This window comes from Aeromonas sp. (genome assembly GCF_051657805.1).
GTDB lineage: Bacteria > Pseudomonadota > Gammaproteobacteria > Enterobacterales > Aeromonadaceae > Aeromonas.
In genome coordinates, this window is the sequence record NZ_JBOFLJ010000021.1 from 13,553 (window position 1) to 31,329 (window position 17,777).

Below are 17,777 nucleotides of genomic sequence, written 5' to 3' on the forward strand. Positions count from 1 at the left end.
CAAAGGCGGTCATTGACCGCCTTTTCATTTGCCGCTTTAATCGCGCCCTTTCGCACAAAGGAGAGACCCTGATGAAAGCCCCCCTGCTACTCTGTTCCACCCTCTTGCTCAGCGCCTGCCAGAGCACCCCGGCCACCGAGACCCTCTACGTCAAGGATCAGCTGGCCGACTGCATCGGTGTCGCCCCCATGAAGTGCATGCAGGTACGCAGCCAGCCCGGCGAGAGCTGGAGCTTCTTCTACCAGCAGATCGAGGGCTTCACCTTCGAGCCAGGCTACAACTATCAGCTGGAAGTCACCAAGGAGCAGCTGACCGATGTGCCGGCAGACGCCTCCTCGGTGCGTTACCAGCTGATCAAGGTGGTGAGCAAGGACCCCGTTCGCTGAGTCGGATGGGCGTCATATAGACCATGTCAGTTCAATTAATCAGCACCTTATGCTAAGCTGGCTTCCCGTCATGGATTGACTCACTGCGTCAGCGTCAAAGGTTATGATTAACATCCGCACCATCCGGGCTCTCGACTGGCCCGCCATCATGAAGATCCAGCACGAGTGCTATCACCAGTTCGATCCCGAGCCCCTCGAGGTGATGAGCAACAAGGCCGAACTGGCCCCGGAGTGTTGCTGGGTCGCCGAGCGCCAGGGCAAGGTGCTCGGCTATCTGCTCTGCCACCCCTGGCGAGCCCGTCGCCCCCCGCCCCTCTCGGTCAGCATGCCGGGGCTCGCGGGCAGCGAGGAGTTCTATCTGCACGATCTCGCCGTGGCCGGCGAGGCCCGAGGCATAGGGGTGGGGCAGCGGCTGCTCGCCACCGCCCTCGCCTTTGCCAGTGAAGAGGGGTTTGAACACGCGGGCCTGGTGGCGGTGCAGGATGCGCCGGCCTTCTGGCGCAAGCAGGGATTCGTGCCCGCCACCACGGACAAGTCCCTGGCGGAGTACGGTGAAGGGGCCGTCTATATGCGGCTGCCGCTGACCGAGCCCGTTTGATGGGGCGCCTTGAGCGATGATCTGATCCATAAAAAAGGCGCCTTTCGGCGCCTGTTTCTATTTCAACTTTCTATCCCGGTGCGAGCATCAAGCCTTGAATTTGCTGAACACCAGGGAGGCGTTGGTACCGCCGAAGCCGAAGCTGTTGGACATGACGGTATTGAGGTCGGCGGTTTCGTACTCGCGTACGATGGGCAGGCCCACGGCCTTCTCGTCCAGGTTCTCGATGTTGATGCTGGGGGCAATGAAGCCGTGTTTCAGCATCAGCAGGGAGTAGACGGCCTCGTGCACACCGGCGGCGCCCAGGGCGTGCCCTGTCATGGCCTTGGTGGCGGAGAGCTTGGGGGCATCGCTGCCGAACAGGGTCTGGATCGCTTCCAGCTCCTTGGTATCGCCGACCGGGGTGGAGGTACCATGGGTGTTGATGTAATCCACCTTGCCCACACCCTGCATCGCCATCTTCATGCAACGCACCGCGCCTTCACCGCTCGGGGCCACCATGTCGTAGCCATCGGAGGTGGCGCCGTAACCGGTGATCTCGGCGTAGATGTGAGCGCCACGGGCCAGGGCGTGTTCCAGCTCCTCGACCACCAGGATGCCACCGCCGCCGGAGATGACGAAGCCATCGCGATCCGCATCATAGGTGCGGGAGGCTTTTTCCGGGGTGTCGTTGTACTTGGTGGACAGGGCACCCATGGCGTCGAACTGGATGGTGGAGGACCAGTCCAGCTCCTCGCCGCCGCCGGCGAAGACGATGTCCTGCTTGCCGAGCTGGATCAGTTCCAAGGCGTGGCCGATGCAGTGGGCAGAGGTCGCGCAGGCAGAGCTGATGGTGTAGTTCACACCCTTGATCTTGAACGGGGTCGCGAGACAGGCGGAGGTGGTGGAGGACATGGTGCGCGGCACCATGTAGGGACCCACACGCTTGACGCCCTTCTCACGGGCGATGTCCGCTGACTCCGAGGTATTCTTGCCAGAGGCGCCGCCGGAACCGGTGACGATACCGGTACGCTCGTTGGAAACCTGATCCTCTGCCAGGCCCGCATCTTCGATGGCCTGCTGCATGGAGAGATAGGCGTAGGCCGCGGCGTCACCCATGAAACGCATGACTTTACGGTCGATCAGTTCAGACGGATCGAGTTTGATGTTACCCCAGACACGGCTACGCAGGTTGTACTGTTCAAACTGCTCGGAATAGGTGATGCCGGATTTGCCTGCTTGCAGGGAGGCCAGCACTTCTTCCTTGTTGTTGCCGATACTGGAGATGACGCCGATACCGGTGATCACTGCTCTTCTCATTAATTCATCTCGTCTGGAAAAACTGGCACCGAGTCTACCCGCTTTCGGCTGCCAAACTGGTCTGCTTTCACGTAGAATGCCCGCGATTTTATGACGCGAGCAGAGGAAAACGTGAGTCAAACATCCTTACATCATGCCCGATTGGACTGGAATGAAGCGGGAACTCCAGTCTCCAGTGAGTTCGGGGATGTGTACTTTTCCAATGATAACGGTCTAAGTGAAACCCGCTACGTCTTTTTGCAGCAAAATCGCCTGCCAGAGCGATTTTCGCACCACGATAGTGACAGTTTCGTGATTGGTGAAACAGGTTTCGGCACCGGTCTTAACTTTCTGGCGACAATGGCTGCGTTTCTGGAACAGGCCGTCGATCCCGCCCGCTGCCCGCGTCTGCACTTCATCAGCTTCGAAAAATACCCCCTCACCCGGGACGATCTCTGCAAGGCGCTGGCGGCCTGGCCCGAACTCGCGCCTTTAAGCCGCGAGCTTATCGCCCAGTGGCCCTTGCCGGTCGAAGGCTGTCACCGTCTGTCGTTTGCCGGCGGCCGGATCCGCCTCGATCTCTGGCTCGGTGACATCAAGGAGACGCTGCCGCAGGTGCCCCACCCGGCAGAGGGGCTGGTGGATGCCTGGTATCTGGACGGCTTCTCCCCGGCCAAGAATCCCGAGATGTGGACGCAGCAGCTGTTTGACGGCCTCGCTCGCCTCGCCCGCCCCGCCGCCACCATCTCCACCTTTACCTGCGCCGGCTTCGTGCGCCGCGGTCTGATCGACGCCGGCTTCGCCATGAAGAAGGTGAAGGGCCACGGCAGCAAGCGGGAGATGCTGGCGGGGATGCGGGAAGAGAAGACCCCGGACAGCACCATAGCGCCCTGGTACGCACGCCCGGCAGGCCGGGAGGGGGAAACCCTCATCATCGGCGGCGGCATCGCCTCCGCCATGACGGCCCTCTCCCTCACGGAGCGGGGCCGGGCCGTCACCCTGCTCTGCGCAGACGCTAAACCCGCCACTGGAGCCTCCGGCAACCGCCAGGGGGCGCTCTATCCCCTGCTCAACGGCGAGCACGACGCGCTTTCTCGCTTCTATTCCCTGGCCTTCGGCCATGCGAGAAACCGGCTGCTCTCCCTGAGCGATCGCCACCCCATCGCCTTCGAACTCGGTGGTGTGGTGCAGCTTGGCTACGACGACAAGTCTGCCGTCAAGCTCGCCAAGATGAGCCAAGGGCCTTTCCCGCCTGAGCTGATGCAAGCCCTCGACGTCGCCGGGGTGGAGCAAGCGTGCGGCCTGCCCTGCGGCCATGGCGGCGTCGGCTACCCCATGGGCGGCTGGCTCTGCCCGGCGGACCTGACCCGGGCGGCGCTGGCGGAGGCCATGCAGAGCGGCTTGTTGCAGATAACGTACGGCGCCGAAGTCACGACCATCCATGAGCAGGCGGATGGCTGGCAGGTGGAGAGCAGTGACGGCCGCCACTGGCAGGCGCCGAACCTGGTGGTGGCCACCGGCCATCGGCTGCCCGCCCTCATCCCCTTCGCCGAGCTGCCTCTCTACCCGGTGCGCGGCCAGGTGAGCCATGTACCGACCACGGCGCGGTTAAGCGAGCTCAGGACTGTGCTCTGTTACGACGGCTATCTCACCCCGGCTCACGACGGCGCCCACTGCATCGGCGCCAGCTATGGCCGCAACCAGACCGATCTGGGGTATAGCGCCGAGGAGCAGGTGCAAAACCAGGCGCGGCTGCAGGCCTGCCTGCCGGATGAGATCTGGCCCCGCGAGGTGGATGTGAGCGGCGGCAAGGCCAGGGTGGGTGTGCGCTGCGCCAGCCGGGATCATCTGCCGGTGGCGGGGCCAGTCGCCCGATTGGCAGGGCTTGCCGATCACTACGCCGGGCTGCAGTCTGATCCCGATAACGCGGCCTCCCTGCCCCTCCATACGGGGCTCTATGTGCTGGGGGCGCTTGGCTCCCGGGGCCTCTGCTCGGCGCCGCTCTGTGGTGAGCTGGTCGCGAGCGAGATCTGCGGCGACCCCCTGCCGCTGCCCGCCGATCTGCTGGAGGCCCTCCACCCTGCCCGCTACTGGGTGCGCAAGCTGCTCAAGGGCAAGCCCCTGAACTGAGGGGCATCCGCCCTCGACAATCTGCCGGCCAAATGAAAACGGGCTACCCCTGGGTAGCCCGTTTTTTTTAAGCCTTGCTGCGGCTCAACGCCAGATCAGCCCCAGCTTGCGACCGCCGTCGGTCTGCTGGGCCAGGGTGGCGAAACGGGTGCGGGTCTGATCGAGCACCGCCTGCCCCTGTTGCCACCCCTGGTATTGCAGGGCGGCGCAATCCTGCGTCACCGGCAACTGGGTGAGCCGGATGCCAAGCTGGCTGACGCTCTCCAGCAGTATGTCCTTGTGACGGCTCTCGTAGTCGAACATGGCGGCCACCAGCTTGTCCCACTTCTGGCGCTCGGCGGCGGAGGCCCTGGCCTTGTCCATCCAGTTCGGCACCCGCACCCGGATACGGGCGGTCACGCTGGCCTGATCCAGCTCGCAGCGTGCCGCCGTTGGCCTGGTCTGCAACTGCCAGGAGAGCTGATAGCTCGCCTTGCCGATGTAACCGTCCGCCTGGGTGGGGGACAAGGAGGCGATCTGGCGCATCAGGGTGGCGACATCCGGCCCGGAGACCTTGTAAAACTGAAAGTCGACCTTGATGTCGGGCGCCACTCGAATACCGGCATAATGGGAAGCCTGTGCCCCGCATGAGGCGGCATACGCCAGCGTTGCCGCCATCCCAATCTTGCTGAAGAGTCCCATCTGTCCGCTGCCTTGCTCCTTGTGAGTCCGGCGTAATTTCGATTAAGAATCAATGAATTAATACTCAGAGATGGAGATTACCCGCGATCGATACGACTGTCACCTGCTGTCGCGTCGCCGCCCTGGCAAATGTGCAATATGTGATCACGCAGGCAGGGGGCAGAGTGAAAGATCTGGAGATAGATCAAAGAAAAATACTACTTTCGAGCTAATAATCAGCACGATTTTTTGCGGAGCAGGGTAAAGCTGGTCAGATCTGCGTCAACGCGGGCAGGCCCGGGCTCCACCGTTACTCGTACTCAGGAACTTAATCTATGATGGAACTCCTTATCGGCACCCTGGTCACCCTGGCCGTGGGTCGCTACATATTCAAAGGCTACTCCGCCACCGGGGTGCTGCTCAGCGGCGGCCTGCTGCTGCTGGCCATCACGGCCCTGATGGGCAAGGCCGTACTGCCCGCCAGCGTCACCTCCACCGGCCATGTGGCTACCGACGTGTTCGAGTTCGTGCGCTTCCTGCTGGTGGACCGTGGCGGTGGCCTCGGCATGCTGATCATGGTGCTGTGCGGCTTCGCCGGTTACATGAGTCACATAGGTGCCAATACCATACTGGTGAAACTCGCGAGCAAGCCCCTCGGCATCATCAAGTCCCCCTACATCCTGCTGGTCGCCGCCTACCTGGTGGCCTGCGCCATGTCGCTCGCGGTGAGCTCGGCCACCGGTCTGGGAGTACTCCTGATGGCGACCCTGTTCCCGCTGATGGTCAACATGGGGATCTCCCGCGGCGCGGCGGCGGCGGTGTGCGCCTCCCCGGCTGCCATCATACTGGCACCCACCTCCGGGGACGTGGTGATGGCGGCCCAGGCGGCCAACATGGAGCTCATCGAGTTCGCCTTCAAGCTGACCCTGCCGATCTCCCTGGCTGCCATCGCCGCCATGGCGGTGACCCACTTCTTCTGGCAGCGCTATCTGGACAGAAAGTCCGGCGAACACAATGCGCCTGTGGCGCCGAGCGATCTCATCACGGACGCCCCCGCCTTCTACGCCATCCTGCCCTTCACCCCCATCATCGGCGTGCTGCTGTTTGACGGCAAGGTCGGCCCCAAGCTCGACATCGTCACCATCATCGTCATCTGTCTGGTGCTGGCCGCCCTGCTGGAGCTGGTGCGCAAACGCGACGGCAAAGAGCTACTGGACGGCCTGCAGGTGTGCTGGCGCAGCATGGCGGACGCCTTCGCCGGCGTTGTCATGCTCTTGGTGGGGGCCGGGGTCTTCGCCCAGGGGTTGATGGGGCTCGGCTTTATCGCAAACCTCTTGGATCTCGCCCAGAGCTTTGGCACCGGCGGCATCGTCATCATGCTGGTGCTGGTGGTCATCACCACCCTGGCCGCCTTCACCACGGGTTCGGGCAATGCCCCCTTCTACGCCTTTGTGGAACTGATCCCTCATCTGGCCACCAGCCTCGGGGTCAACCCGGCCTATCTGGTCATCCCCATGCTGCAGGCCTCCAACCTGGGTCGCACCATCTCCCCGGTCTCCGGCGTGGTGGTCGCCTGTGCGGGCATGGGCAACCTGTCGCCGTTCGAGGTGGTCAAGCGCACCTCCTTGCCGGTGGGCGTCGGCCTGCTGGTGGTGATCCTCGCCACCCAGATCCTGGTGCCCGCTTAAGTACTGGATTAAGTGCTGGCTTAAGCACCAGCCTGATCTGCCACCAGCCCGGCGCCCGCCGGGCTGGTATCTCCCCCCTCCCCTGGAGTAGACTCGGTGCTCTTTTTCTCTAAGGAGGACCGAAATGAGTATTACGGTTCAACTTGCCCACTTCAGTGACTGCCACTCCCATTTCGACGGCGCCCCTATGCGCTTTTCTCCCGTCGGCGAGTCCGAGTGGCGCACCCAGTGCGGCGGCTACGCCCGCATCCTGAGCAGGCTCAAGGCCCTGCGCCAGCAAGCGGCGGCCGCCGGCCAGACTTGCCTCTTCCTGCACGGCGGCGACACCTTCCAGGGCTCTCTCTATTTCAACCGCTTCAAGGGACGGGCCAACGCGGATCTGCTGCGCCTGTTGGCCCCGGATGCCATGGTGATCGGCAACCACGAGTTCGATCTCGGTAACGGCCCCCTGGTGGAGTTCTTGCGCCAGCTCGACTTCCCGGTGCTGGCCGCCAACCTCGACAGCAGCCAGGAACCGGGCGACATCCCCCTCAGGTTGAAGGGGCTGCCCAAGCTCCATGACGCCAACCGCCCCTGGCACCTGAGGGTCATCGGCGGCGTCCCCTTCGCCCTGCTCGGCATCACCCTGCCCCAGATGGCCGCCATCGCGAACCCGGACGCCCACACCCATTTTCTCGGCATCGAGGAGACCCTCACCCGGGCCCTTGGGGAGATCCGGGCCCAGGGGATCCGCCACATCATCCTTTTGAGCCACCTTGGCCTTGAGCAGGACAAGAAGCTGGCGGCGTGCTTCCCCGAGCTCAGCCTCATCATAGGCGGTCACACCCACAGCCAGCTGGGGGATCTCGCCCCTCTCGGGCTGGCGAGCGAAGGCAGCTACCCCCTGATGGTCGAGGGGGTCGCCATCCTGCACGCCGCCCACAGCGCGCTCTGCCTCGGGGTGTGCGAGCTGGAGTTCAACGAGTTCGGCCGGATCAGGCACAGCCTCGGCCAGCTGGAGTGGCTACCCTGGCAGCCCTGGCCCTTCGATTCATCGCCGCCGGCAGGCCTCACCTTCTGCGAGCCCGATCCCGAGATAGAGCAGATCCTGGCCAAACGCTATCGTCCCGAGCTCGAGACCATGAGCCAGCGGGTGGTGACCCGGCTCGCCGGTCCGCTCCATCACCAGCGCCTGCCCGATGCCGACTACCCCGCCGGCAGCCAGGTCGCCCCTTTGGTGGCCGGCGCCATGCTGGCAGCCGCCCGCGAGCAGGTGGGTCAGGTGGACTTCGCCCTGCACAACGCAGGGGGCGTGCGCTGCTCCCTGGAACCGGGCCCCCTGAGCGAGGCGGACATCGCCGGGCGCCTGCTGCCCTTTGCCATTCCACTGACCCTCTACCGGGTTCACGGTCATGAGCTCGCCGAGGCGCTGGAGGGGGCTATCGACAACGCCACCAACAACGGCGTCATCGGTAATGGCAACGGCAGCTTCCCCTATACCGCCGGGGTGCGTTTCAGCTACCGGGCAGAGAACCCCAAGGGGAGCCGTATTACCCGGCTGGAGTGGGAACCAGGCCCGGGCGAATGGCAGCCGGTCGAGCCGGATGCCATCTATCGGGGCGTCTCCAGCGCCTACACCGCCTCCGGCAAGGAGGGTTACACGGCGCTTGCCCGCACCCTGACCCAGCACAATCAGGAGCTCGGCATCACCTTGGCAGATGCCTTTATCCGCTGGGCCCGCCATCTGCCATCCCTGACCACGTTGCCGGCACTGGTGGAATATCAGGGCGGCTGAGTCAGCCCCGCACGAAATTCGGCTAAAAACCTCGCCTGAAGTACCGCTTTCTTGCCTGAAAGCGGTACTTTTATAAATAATTTCAGACACATTTCCCTATCCCATTGCATCAGGCGATCAGGCTCGGCAAGATAGGCCCGCTTTTTGTCTTCCCTGCAGGAACAGGTCACCCATGAATCACGCCATCCGTTTTACCCCACAGCGCCACAACCCGGGGCTCAAGCCACTGGTGATCCTGCTCACCGCCTTGATGGCGCTGCTGTTCTGCCTGCGCAACCCGCTGTTCCATGGCATGGCACCAGGCTTCGACGCCTCGCTGTTCGCCGTGATGGGCAAGATGTGGAGCGAGGGGGGCGTGCTCTATCGGGACATGATCGACATCAAGGGCCCCATGATCTTCGCCCTCGATGCGCTGGGCTACGGGATGGGTGGCTTCTTCGGGATCTGGCTGCTGGAGTGGGTCCTGTGCTGGCTCGGGTTGCTCGCCAGCTGGCAGGCCTTCGCCCAGCTCGGCCTCTCCCTGCGGGCGCGCCTCGGCAGCATGCTGGCGCTGCTGGCGCTCTACGGCACCCGCTACTACTACGGCAATATGACAGAGGACTGGACATTCCATCTGGCCCTCATCGCCCAGTGGGCCTTCATCACCATGCTGCTGGACAAGCGCTTCAGCTGGGGACCCGCCCTGGTGGCGGCCATTACCTTCGCCATCGTGGCCTGGATGCGCACCAACAACGGCGCCTTCTGGGGGGCCTGGTATCTGGTGCTGTTCTGCACCTGGTGCCTGCGTGAGCAGTGGCGCTGCGCCTTCGCCCTGCTCTTCTCCAGCCTGCTGGGGCTGGCTCTGGTCGGTGGCCCGCTGTTTGCCTACTTCCAGCACCATGGTTTGCTGGCCGAGTTCCAGTACTACGCCTTCGGCATCTTCTTCGAAGGTAGCTACGGCAACGGCTTCTCCCCCGAGGTCGGCAGCGTCGGCCTGCTGCGCACCGGCCTCGTCATGCTGCTGCCCGCCTTCATCCTGCTGATGCTTAGCCGTCGCCAGGAGTGGTACCTGCCTGCCCTGTCTGCCACCTTGCTCGGGGTGCTGTTCACCCTGGTAGCCAACTCTGTCTCCGGCCATGTGTTCGATCACTACGACGTGCTTTATCTGCAGCTCGGCCTGTTGCCGCTGGCCTGCCTGCTGGATCGCAGCGAACAGCAGTCCGATCTCCTCGGCCTGCTCTGCATCTCCCTGGTGGTGCTGACCGCCAGCTGGCTGCTGGCTCAGCAGCTCGGCTACGGCTGGAGCACCAAGGAGTGGTCCCTTGAACGAGTGAGGGAAGTGCTCGGCAACAGCCTGCTGTGGGCCCTGCCCGTGCTGATCCTGGTGCCCCTGTGGCGCGCCTGGGATGTGCGCAGCGCCACCCCCTGGCTCGCCTCCCTCGCCATGCTGGCCCTGCTGCTCAACAACGCCTGGGAAGGCAACCTGAAGGGCAAGCCGTTCAACCCGCCCGCCCAGGTGCGGGTCGATCGGATCAAGGCCGAGACCACGCCCGCCGACAAGATCTGGGTCGACGGCATCCAGCCGCAATATTACCTCTGGACCGATCGCCAGCCGGCGTCCGCCTACCTCTTCTTCGCCAACGTCAACCCGCCCTATGACGTGCGCGAGCGGGTGCTGGCGGATCTCAAGCGCCAGGATCCCAAGTTCATCATCGCCAAGCCGGAACGAGTCGCGGATGAGCTGAAAAAGCCGAGCTCCCCCTCCAGCCTCGCCTTCTATCAATACCTCACCGAGCGCTATGAAGAGGTGGATCCCGGCCTCTATCGCCGGCGCTGACCCAGTACGCTTTGATTGATATGGAGCGAAGGGCCGTCATCGGCAACGATGACGGCCCTTGTCATGAGTGGCGAGAAAGAGTGCTAAGGATACCCGCTGTGTTCAAGCCGGTGCGTCATGATTACAATGACGCTCTTTTTTGATGTGACGAGTAAGGACCCATGGCGGAACTGACCTATCTGGGAGGCTACCCAGAGCCCCTCAAGGCCCAGGTGCAACAGCTGATTGCGGCGAACAAGCTCGGCGAGGTGCTGGCCAAGCGCTACCCGGAGACACACCTCATCCAGAGTGACAAGGCGCTGCTGGCCTACACCATGGAGCTCAAGAACCGCTACCTCAAGAGCTCGGCCCCGCTCTCCAAGGTGATCTTCGATGGCAAGATCAACGTGATCAAGGATGCCCTCGGCCTGCACACCTATGTCAGCCGGGTGCAGGGCAACAAGCTCAAGGCCAAGAACGAGATCCGCATCGCCGCCCTGTTCAAGGAGGCCCATCCCGCCTTCCTGAAGATGATAGTGGTGCACGAATTGGCCCACCTGAAGGAGAAGGATCACAACAAGAGCTTTTACCAGCTCTGCCAGCATATGGAACCGGACTATCATCAACTGGAGTTCGATCTCAGGCTCTGGCTCACCTGGCGCGACCTTGAGCGGAGCAAGGGCTGATCAGGTTGCAAGGAGGCAACATGTTCCCATGGCAACATAGTTCCAAACGATCCGCCCGCCACCTGATAGGGCCCTGGTTGGCCGCCGCCTGGCTGGCATGGCTGCCTGGCCTCCCCCTGCAGGCTGCCGCCCGCTGGCAGAGCGATGAATACCTCATCCAGAGCTTCATGGAAGTCGCCATGAAGCGCGAATACGGTCATGAGGCCCAGATCCGCTTCTCCCGATGGCAGACCCCTATCCGCCTCAAGCTCATCAACGAGTTTGGCGACAAGCCCCTGCAGGCCGAGGTGGTCAGGGTGCAGAGCCAGCATCTGGCCAGGATCACCGGCCAACCCATCAAGCTGGTGGAGACCAACCCCAACCTCACCCTCATCATGACGCGCCATCAGCAGATGGCGAGCTGGGCCAACCGCACCATAGGCCAGGGTGGCTCGGTCAAGATCGCCCTCAAGGAGGGGATCTGCCTGGCCAACTTCGCCACCAACCCCGGCTTTGAGATAGCCCGTGCCACCATCATCATTCCGGTGGATTACAGCCGGGACAAGGGGCGCTTCCTGGACTGCGTGGTGGAGGAACTCACCCAGGTGATGGGACTGCCCAACGACTCGGACAAGGTCTTCCCCTCCATCTTCAACGACCACAGCATCGACAGCTTCCCCACCGGGCTCGACTATGTGCTGCTCAAGCTCGCCTACCACCCGGCCCTGCGCTCGGGCATGACAGTGGACGAGGTGCGGGCCGCCCTGCCCGCCGCCATCAAGACCCTGCGAGCCAATGGCGACATCGCCCAGGCCGATCAGCGGGTACAGATAGAGAGTCTGAAACGCTGGGCCGGGCTCTAACCAATCCCATGCCAGCAGTCGTCAGTTGTCAGTCGTCAGTCGTCAGTCGTCAGTCGTCAGTCGTCAGTCGTCAGTCGTCAGTCGTCAGTCGTCAGTCACATCTTTCGGCTTGAGCGCCGCCACGCCATCCACAAAAAACGCAGCCTGAGCTGCGTTTTTTGTCATCGCAAGAGGCGCGGATACTTGCCTCTGCCTTGCGATTGGGGGATCAGGCGTGTTGCTCCTCCGGCATCCAGCTGTCGGCGTTCTCCCACACCTCCTGCACCATGGCTTCTGCCAGCTCCTTATCCTCCTTGCTGGCACGGCTGACCGTCAGCGCCATGGCACTGCCCGGGGCCACCCGCACATGCAGATCGGGGAATTTCTCACCCAGCTGCTTGAGCAGCTCCTGGCGCAGCGCCTCCATGGTCGAGGTGGGGATCTGATGTTTCTTGTCGATGATGATTTCCAGACGCATAGGATACTTCTCCATGATGGTTAACTGTATTTTTATACAGTAAAATGAAAAAGTAAAGTCCCCTCATCACCCTCTCATGCGGGTGCACCAAGCTGTGTGTCGCTAGCCCTGTCAGCCTCCCAGGCCGAGTATTCCTCCAGCTGATCACTTCGCCTCAAGGAACAACGCCCTCCACATCAGAAAAGTGTTGATATTGATTCTCATCTGTCGCAACATGCGAGTGTTATAACATAACATCACAGGGCAAGTCATGCGCCACAATATCCACCCCGAATACCGCCAGGTTCTGTTTCACGACCTGACCACCAATACCCACTTCCTGATCGGTTCCACCCTCAAGACCGATCGCACCAAGCAGTGGGAAGATGGCAATACCTACCCCTATGTGACGCTGGATGTGTCCAGCGCCTCCCACCCCTTCTATACAGGCAAGCAGAAACAGGTTGGCAAGGAGGGACAGGTAGCCCGCTTCGGCCAGCGCTTCGGTCAGTTCATGAACAGAGGAAAAGAAAAATCATGAAAGTGCTCTCCTCCCTGAAATCCGCCAAGTCACGCCATCCGGATTGCCAGATTGTGCGTCGCCGCGGCAAGTTGTTCGTGATCTGCAAGAGCAATCCGCGCTTCAAGGCCCGTCAGCGCTGAGTCCTGCCCCACTCCCGGCCCCCTGGCCGGGAGTGGCCATTCCAGGCCACTCAGGATTACACTCATGGGTGACCCCTCTTCTCTTCCCTCATCACAATGGCGTCATGCCGTGGCATGAGCCATTCCCCCTCTCTCACTGCGGCCATAAGGTTATGAGCCTGGATGGCGGCCCTGCAACCAGTGGCTGACCTGGGTCACGCCGGGACGCTGGTTATCGGGGCGCACCAGCAAGGCATATTCGTGATCCGTGCCGAGCACCAGATCAAAGGGCGCCACCAGGGTACCTCTCTCCAGCTCTTCGGCCACTATGGTGGGATCGCCGAGGGAGAGGCCGAACCCCTGCAGGGCGGCGTTCATCGCGAGATCCAGGGTATCGAACAGCTGGCCTCCCTGAGGTTGCCAGGGCGTGTCGAGAAAAGCGGCGAACCAGTTGCGCCAATCCCGCCTGTCCGTGCTGGCATGGAGCAGGGACAGCAGGGGGAGTTCCTCGATGGGGCGTTCGAACAGGCCATGTTTTTGCGCAAACGCAGGGGCGCAGATGGGAGTCAATCGCTCCCGAAACAGCGGCTGGCTGTGAGCATATCTGGCTTGGCTGGATTGATAGACGATGGCGAGATCGAAGGACTCACGGGAAAAATCGATGCCGTGGCTGTGGCTGCCCCGCACTTCGACCTCGTCCCCCTCGAACGCTTGCAGCCGGCGCAGCAGCCAGCGACTGGCGCAGGAGGGCACCTTGATGCTGATGGCCTTCTCATGGGCCAGGGCTTGCAGGGCGCAGAGCCCCTCCCCCATGCGCGCCAGCCCTTCTCTGACGAAGGGCAGCAGGCGCTCGGCGGCCGGGGTCAGTCTCAGGCAGCGGGTACCGCGCAGGAAGAGCAGATGGCCGAGGCGCTCCTCCAGCTGGGCTATCTGCTTGCTCACCGCCCCCTGGCTCACGCACAGTTCATCGGCTGCCAGGGTGAAGCTAAGGTGGCGAGCGGCACACTCGAATACTTGCAAGCCGTAGAGGGGAAGGTGGCTGCGGGGTGGGCTGGTCAACATTCAAGCCTCCATGCTTGAGAAAAACTCATGCATAACATGCCGAATAATCCGTTGTCCGGCAAGCCTTGGGGAGGCTAAAAAGAGGCATCTTCCACACACTCAGGTGACGGCGCCATGTCTTCCCCCCGCATTCTCAGCAAACTGCCCCAGGTGGGTACCACCATCTTCAGCGTCATCGGTGATCTGGCCGCCCGTCACCCCAGCATCAACCTCTCCCAGGGGGCGCCTAGTTTCCCCTGCGATCCCGACCTCATCCGGGTCACTCATGAGGCCATGCTGGCCGGGGAGAACCAGTACGCCCCCATGACCGGCTTGCCCGAACTGCGCGAGCAGCTGGCGACCAAGATAGCGACCAGCTACGGCCACGCCTACGATGCCGGCGAGGAGATCACCATCACCGCCAGCGCCAGCGAGGCCCTGTTCTGCGCCATCACGGCCCTGGTCCATCCCGGCGACGAGGTGATCATGTTCGAGCCGGCGTTCGACAGTTACCGCCCCATGATCCAGCTGCAGGGCGCCACTCCCGTGGTGATCGCCCTCAAGGCGCCGAGCTTCGACATTCCCTGGGACGAGGTCGCGGCCCGCATCAGCCCCCGTACCCGCATGATAGTGCTCAACACCCCCCACAACCCCACCGGTACCGCCTGGCAGGCGGGGGATCAGGAGCGCCTGGCCCGCCTGGTGCGCGGTACCGACATCGTCATCCTCTCGGACGAGGTGTACGAGCATGTGGTGTTCGACGGCGCCCTGCACCAGAGCGTCATCCGCTACCCGGAGCTGGTGGAGCGCTCCGTCGCCGTCTTCTCCTTCGGCAAGACCTTCCATGTCACCGGCTGGCGGGTGGGTTACTGCGTCGCCCCCCGCCCCCTGATGGAGGAGATCCGCAAGGTGCACCAGTTCGCCATGTTCGCCGCCGATACCCCCATGCAGTACGGTTTCGCCCACCTGCTCAAACAACCCGCCCACTATCAGGGGCTGGCCGCCTTCTATCAGCGCAAGCGGGATCTGCTGGTCTCGGCCCTGAGGGATTCACGCTTCACGCTTCTGCCCTCCGCCGGCAGCTTCTTCATGCTGGCCAGCTACGAGCGCATCAGCGACGAGGCGGACAGCCTGTTCGTGCAGCGGCTCATTCGCGATCACGGTGTCGCCACCATTCCCGTCTCCGCCTTCTATCACGACGGCACGGATCAGCGGGTCATCCGCCTCTCCTTCTCCAAGGACGACGACACCCTGCTGGCGGGCGCCGAGCGCCTGTGCGGCGTCTAGGAGGCCCCATGGATAGCGTACGCGTTGCCGTGTTGCAGATGGTGTCGGGGGATGATCTCGCCCACAACCTGACGCAGGCCGAGGCGCTGTTGCGCCAGGCCGCGACCGAGGGGGCCGAGTTTGCCCAGTTGCCCGAGTATTTCTACCTGATGCCCGAGGATGAGCGGGTGCGGGTCGCCTTGGCCGCCCCGGTGGAGGCTCACCCCCTGCTCGCCTGGGCGCAAGAGCTGGCGCGGGAGCTCGGGCTCTGGATCCTGGCGGGCACACTGCCGCTAACAAGCGAGGAGCCCGGCAAGATGCACAACAGCAGCCTGCTCATCGACCCCCAAGGGCAACTGGCCAGCCGCTATGACAAGTTGCACCTGTTCGGCTTTTGCAGCGATAGCGAACGCTACGACGAGGCCGCCACCATGAGTCCGGGCCGGCAGGTGGTGAGCCATCCCCTGCCCTGGGGCCTGCTGCGTCTGGGGATCTGCTACGACCTGCGCTTCCCCGAGCTGTTTCGGCTTGGCCCTGCGCCCGACCTTATCGCCCTGCCCGCCGCCTTCACCCACACCACGGGGGAGGCCCACTGGGAGCTGTTGCTGCGGGCCCGGGCGGTGGAGAACCTGGCCTTCGTGCTGGCCTCCGCCCAGGGGGGTCATCATCCGGGAGGGCGCCGCACCTTCGGCCACAGCATGATCATCGATCCCTGGGGCCGGGTGCTGGCCTGGGTGGAAGAGGGTCAGGGCATGGCCATCGCCACCCTGGATCTGGCCGCCCAGCGCAAGGTGCGCAGCCAACTGCCGGCCCTCAACCATCGCAAGATATCCGTCGGCCCCACAAGCCGACACAACTCATGACTATCGGCATGACGCCACAGACACCACAACTGCAAGGGACTGACCATGAAACTCAACACAGCCATGATGCTGGTGGCCCTGGCCACCGCCGGCCAGGCCGCCGCCAAACCCCTGGTGATCGCCACCGATGCCACCTATCCCCCCTTCGAGATGATCGATAGCAGCGGCAAGCTCGGCGGCTTCGAAGTGGATCTCGCCTACGCCCTGTGCGCGGCCATGAAGACCGAGTGCGAGGTGATCAACCAGCCCTGGGATGCCCTGCTGCCGGGCCTGCAGGTGCGCAAGTACGACGCCATCATGTCCTCCATGAACATCACGGACGAGCGGCGCCAGAAGGTGGACTTCAGCCAGGTCTACTACATGATGCAGAACCGCTTCGTGGGGCGCAGTGACAAGGCCGCTACCTTCACGGATGATCTCGCCCACTTCAAGGGCAAGGTGATCGCCGTGCAGGAGGGGACCCCTCAGGACAACTTCATCACGGCCCGTTACGGGGAGGTGGCCAGCATCAAGCGATACGTCAATGCCCAATCTCCCATGCTGGATCTGCAGTCCGGCCGCGCCGACTACACCTTCGGCAACATGGTGCAGTTGAAGGTGGGCTTCCTCGACAAGGAGATGGGCAAACAGTTCGCCTTCGTCGGCCCCCAGTTCAACGGCACTCAGGACAAGATCCTGGGTGAAGGGGTCGCGGTGGCGCTTCGCAAGAATGACGCCAGGCTCAAGGGCCAGTTCGATGCCGCCATCGACAGCGTCAAGGCGGATGGCACCTTCGATCAGCTGCTCAAGAAGTATCAGCTCGAAGATCTGCTCTGAGTGCCCATGGCTGGCAAATGACAAGGGAGGGAGGCACCATGCCCCCCTCCCTTTTCTCCTTCATCACGGCGAGCGAGGCTCGTGCGCTTGGTCATTGATCTCCAGGGTCACTCAAACCTCAGACGCCTCAACCCGCATCCAGCTTGAGGTGCGTGACGATGTGCCGGTACAGCGAGCCATAGTCATCGTCAAAGTGATGAGAGCCCGGCAGGGTCACCGTGGTGACGTTCGGCTGCTTGAGCAGCGGGCAGAGCCGCACCGGGGAGTCGTCGTCCGCCCCCTGCAGGCAGAGCAGCGGCAGGGTCTTGATGGCCTTGACCTCGGGCAGGGTGGGATAGCTCCCCGCCTTGTCGTGCACCACCATGTCGCTGACGTGGATCTCGAAGTCCGATGCCGTCGAGGGGGAGAGCATCACGGCCCCCACCAGGCTGCTGCGATAGGCATCCGGCAGGCGATTGATGACGAAGGGCACGATTTCGGCCCCGAAGGAGAAGCCCACCAGCAGCCAGCGCTGGCGCCCCCAGCGGGCCTGATAATCCGAGAGGATCCGCACCAGATCCGCGGTGGCCTGCTCCGGCGTCTTCTTCTTCCAGTAATAGGTGAGCGAACTCCAGCCCACTACCGGCATGCCGTGGCGCTGCAACTCGGTGCTGAGCCCCTTGTCGAGCGCAGCCCACCCCCCATCGCCACTCATAAACACCACCATGGGGGCCGACGAGGCCTGTGTCACCGGCAGCTCCACCAGCCCCAGATCCGTTTTCACTGACGAGGGGGCGGCCAGGAGTGGAAACGCACAACACAACAACAGTAATAACCAGGCTCTCATGACCCACTCCCGTCAATCTTGATAAGCCAGCACACAGGCCCGCTCGTGGA

18 protein-coding genes are annotated in these 17,777 nt (G+C 63.1%); 13 read left to right on the forward strand and 5 right to left on the reverse strand.

The features are described from left to right. Positions 1 to 71: 71 nt before the first annotated feature. Together ACRCYW_RS07340 and ACRCYW_RS07345 are read left to right on the forward strand one after the other, a co-directional pair. Positions 72 to 386 carry a DUF4377 domain-containing protein gene (locus ACRCYW_RS07340; protein ID WP_438549473.1) on the forward strand — a complete coding sequence of 105 codons (315 nt, stop codon included), beginning with the start codon at positions 72 to 74 and terminating at the stop codon, positions 384 to 386. Positions 387 to 489: 103 nt separating this feature from the next. Continuing rightward, positions 490 to 984, forward strand: a complete 495-nt coding sequence (locus ACRCYW_RS07345) for a GNAT family N-acetyltransferase (RefSeq protein ID WP_438549474.1) — start codon at positions 490 to 492, stop codon at positions 982 to 984. 87 nt (positions 985 to 1,071) lie between these two features. Here ACRCYW_RS07345 and fabB read toward each other — a convergent pair whose 3' ends face one another. After that, a complete protein-coding gene (gene fabB, locus ACRCYW_RS07350; protein ID WP_438549475.1) occupies positions 1,072 to 2,283 on the reverse strand; it encodes a beta-ketoacyl-ACP synthase I in 1,212 nt (403 codons plus the stop codon). A 90-nt stretch (positions 2,284 to 2,373) separates the two neighbouring features. Here fabB and mnmC point away from each other — a divergent pair, with 90 nt between their 5' ends. Then, a complete protein-coding gene (gene mnmC, locus ACRCYW_RS07355; protein ID WP_438549476.1) occupies positions 2,374 to 4,392 on the forward strand; it encodes a bifunctional tRNA (5-methylaminomethyl-2-thiouridine)(34)-methyltransferase MnmD/FAD-dependent 5-carboxymethylaminomethyl-2-thiouridine(34) oxidoreductase MnmC in 2,019 nt (672 codons plus the stop codon). 84 nt (positions 4,393 to 4,476) lie between these two features. Here the strand turns inward: mnmC and ACRCYW_RS07360 are convergent, their stop codons facing one another. Beyond that, positions 4,477 to 5,073: a DUF922 domain-containing protein gene (locus tag ACRCYW_RS07360; RefSeq protein WP_438549477.1), complete on the reverse strand. Its 597-nt coding sequence runs from the start codon at positions 5,071 to 5,073 to the stop codon at positions 4,477 to 4,479. A gap of 314 nt (positions 5,074 to 5,387) precedes the next feature. Here ACRCYW_RS07360 and dcuC point away from each other — a divergent pair, with 314 nt between their 5' ends. From dcuC to ACRCYW_RS07385, 5 genes are all read left to right on the forward strand, one after another. Next, entirely contained in the window at positions 5,388 to 6,740 is a 1,353-nt protein-coding gene (gene dcuC, locus ACRCYW_RS07365; protein WP_438549478.1) for an anaerobic C4-dicarboxylate transporter DcuC, read from the forward strand. Positions 6,741 to 6,864: 124 nt separating this feature from the next. After that, positions 6,865 to 8,514, forward strand: a complete 1,650-nt coding sequence (locus tag ACRCYW_RS07370) for a bifunctional metallophosphatase/5'-nucleotidase (RefSeq protein WP_438549479.1) — start codon at positions 6,865 to 6,867, stop codon at positions 8,512 to 8,514. 172 nt (positions 8,515 to 8,686) lie between these two features. After that, positions 8,687 to 10,330: a hypothetical protein gene (locus ACRCYW_RS07375; protein WP_438549480.1), complete on the forward strand. Its 1,644-nt coding sequence runs from the start codon at positions 8,687 to 8,689 to the stop codon at positions 10,328 to 10,330. A 161-nt stretch (positions 10,331 to 10,491) separates the two neighbouring features. After that, a complete protein-coding gene (locus ACRCYW_RS07380; RefSeq protein ID WP_438549481.1) occupies positions 10,492 to 10,995 on the forward strand; it encodes a M48 family metallopeptidase in 504 nt (167 codons plus the stop codon). 20 nt (positions 10,996 to 11,015) lie between these two features. Further along, a complete protein-coding gene (locus tag ACRCYW_RS07385) occupies positions 11,016 to 11,837 on the forward strand; it encodes a DUF2927 domain-containing protein (protein ID WP_438549482.1) in 822 nt (273 codons plus the stop codon). A 208-nt stretch (positions 11,838 to 12,045) separates the two neighbouring features. Here the strand turns inward: ACRCYW_RS07385 and ACRCYW_RS07390 are convergent, their stop codons facing one another. Beyond that, the gene (locus tag ACRCYW_RS07390; protein ID WP_438549483.1) at positions 12,046 to 12,294 is read right to left on the reverse strand and encodes a DinI family protein; all 249 of its coding nucleotides are present in this window, start codon (positions 12,292 to 12,294) and stop codon (positions 12,046 to 12,048) included. 250 nt (positions 12,295 to 12,544) lie between these two features. Between ACRCYW_RS07390 and ACRCYW_RS07395 the strand changes: the two genes are divergently transcribed. Together ACRCYW_RS07395 and ykgO are read left to right on the forward strand one after the other, a co-directional pair. Beyond that, positions 12,545 to 12,814, forward strand: a complete 270-nt coding sequence (locus ACRCYW_RS07395; protein WP_438549484.1) for a type B 50S ribosomal protein L31 — start codon at positions 12,545 to 12,547, stop codon at positions 12,812 to 12,814. Continuing rightward, entirely contained in the window at positions 12,811 to 12,936 is a 126-nt protein-coding gene (ykgO, locus tag ACRCYW_RS07400; protein WP_005300174.1) for a type B 50S ribosomal protein L36, read from the forward strand. Before ACRCYW_RS07395 ends, ykgO begins: the two co-directional genes overlap by 4 nt. Before the next feature lie 150 nt (positions 12,937 to 13,086). Here the strand turns inward: ykgO and ACRCYW_RS07405 are convergent, their stop codons facing one another. Then, positions 13,087 to 13,977, reverse strand: coding sequence for a LysR family transcriptional regulator (locus ACRCYW_RS07405; protein ID WP_438549485.1), 891 nt, complete (start codon positions 13,975 to 13,977; stop codon positions 13,087 to 13,089). A 114-nt stretch (positions 13,978 to 14,091) separates the two neighbouring features. Here ACRCYW_RS07405 and ACRCYW_RS07410 point away from each other — a divergent pair, with 114 nt between their 5' ends. The 3 genes from ACRCYW_RS07410 to ACRCYW_RS07420 are packed head-to-tail and all read left to right on the forward strand — an operon-like array spanning position 14,092 to position 16,901. Next, positions 14,092 to 15,243 carry a methionine aminotransferase gene (locus tag ACRCYW_RS07410; RefSeq protein ID WP_438549486.1) on the forward strand — a complete coding sequence of 384 codons (1,152 nt, stop codon included), beginning with the start codon at positions 14,092 to 14,094 and terminating at the stop codon, positions 15,241 to 15,243. A gap of 8 nt (positions 15,244 to 15,251) precedes the next feature. Beyond that, positions 15,252 to 16,085: a carbon-nitrogen hydrolase family protein gene (locus tag ACRCYW_RS07415; RefSeq protein WP_438549487.1), complete on the forward strand. Its 834-nt coding sequence runs from the start codon at positions 15,252 to 15,254 to the stop codon at positions 16,083 to 16,085. Between the two features lie 45 nt (positions 16,086 to 16,130). Continuing rightward, positions 16,131 to 16,901: an ABC transporter substrate-binding protein gene (locus tag ACRCYW_RS07420; RefSeq protein WP_438549488.1), complete on the forward strand. Its 771-nt coding sequence runs from the start codon at positions 16,131 to 16,133 to the stop codon at positions 16,899 to 16,901. A gap of 127 nt (positions 16,902 to 17,028) precedes the next feature. On the opposite strand, the gene ACRCYW_RS07425 is transcribed toward ACRCYW_RS07420, so the two are convergent. Beyond that, positions 17,029 to 17,727, reverse strand: a complete 699-nt coding sequence (locus ACRCYW_RS07425) for an AcvB/VirJ family lysyl-phosphatidylglycerol hydrolase (protein WP_438549489.1) — start codon at positions 17,725 to 17,727, stop codon at positions 17,029 to 17,031. Positions 17,728 to 17,777: the final 50 nt, after the last annotated feature.

Coding starts and splice junctions, on each gene's coding strand:
- ACRCYW_RS07340 (WP_438549473.1), top strand. CDS start 72: ATGAAAGCCCCCCTGCTACTCTGTTCCACCCTCTTGCTCAGCGCCTGC.
- ACRCYW_RS07345 (WP_438549474.1), top strand. CDS start 490: ATGATTAACATCCGCACCATCCGGGCTCTCGACTGGCCCGCCATCATG.
- fabB (WP_438549475.1), bottom strand. CDS start 2,283: ATGAGAAGAGCAGTGATCACCGGTATCGGCGTCATCTCCAGTATCGGC.
- mnmC (WP_438549476.1), top strand. CDS start 2,374: ATGACGCGAGCAGAGGAAAACGTGAGTCAAACATCCTTACATCATGCC.
- ACRCYW_RS07360 (WP_438549477.1), bottom strand. CDS start 5,073: ATGGGACTCTTCAGCAAGATTGGGATGGCGGCAACGCTGGCGTATGCC.
- dcuC (WP_438549478.1), top strand. CDS start 5,388: ATGATGGAACTCCTTATCGGCACCCTGGTCACCCTGGCCGTGGGTCGC.
- ACRCYW_RS07370 (WP_438549479.1), top strand. CDS start 6,865: ATGAGTATTACGGTTCAACTTGCCCACTTCAGTGACTGCCACTCCCAT.
- ACRCYW_RS07375 (WP_438549480.1), top strand. CDS start 8,687: ATGAATCACGCCATCCGTTTTACCCCACAGCGCCACAACCCGGGGCTC.
- ACRCYW_RS07380 (WP_438549481.1), top strand. CDS start 10,492: ATGGCGGAACTGACCTATCTGGGAGGCTACCCAGAGCCCCTCAAGGCC.
- ACRCYW_RS07385 (WP_438549482.1), top strand. CDS start 11,016: ATGTTCCCATGGCAACATAGTTCCAAACGATCCGCCCGCCACCTGATA.
- ACRCYW_RS07390 (WP_438549483.1), bottom strand. CDS start 12,294: ATGCGTCTGGAAATCATCATCGACAAGAAACATCAGATCCCCACCTCG.
- ACRCYW_RS07395 (WP_438549484.1), top strand. CDS start 12,545: ATGCGCCACAATATCCACCCCGAATACCGCCAGGTTCTGTTTCACGAC.
- ykgO (WP_005300174.1), top strand. CDS start 12,811: ATGAAAGTGCTCTCCTCCCTGAAATCCGCCAAGTCACGCCATCCGGAT.
- ACRCYW_RS07405 (WP_438549485.1), bottom strand. CDS start 13,977: ATGTTGACCAGCCCACCCCGCAGCCACCTTCCCCTCTACGGCTTGCAA.
- ACRCYW_RS07410 (WP_438549486.1), top strand. CDS start 14,092: ATGTCTTCCCCCCGCATTCTCAGCAAACTGCCCCAGGTGGGTACCACC.
- ACRCYW_RS07415 (WP_438549487.1), top strand. CDS start 15,252: ATGGATAGCGTACGCGTTGCCGTGTTGCAGATGGTGTCGGGGGATGAT.
- ACRCYW_RS07420 (WP_438549488.1), top strand. CDS start 16,131: ATGAAACTCAACACAGCCATGATGCTGGTGGCCCTGGCCACCGCCGGC.
- ACRCYW_RS07425 (WP_438549489.1), bottom strand. CDS start 17,727: ATGAGAGCCTGGTTATTACTGTTGTTGTGTTGTGCGTTTCCACTCCTG.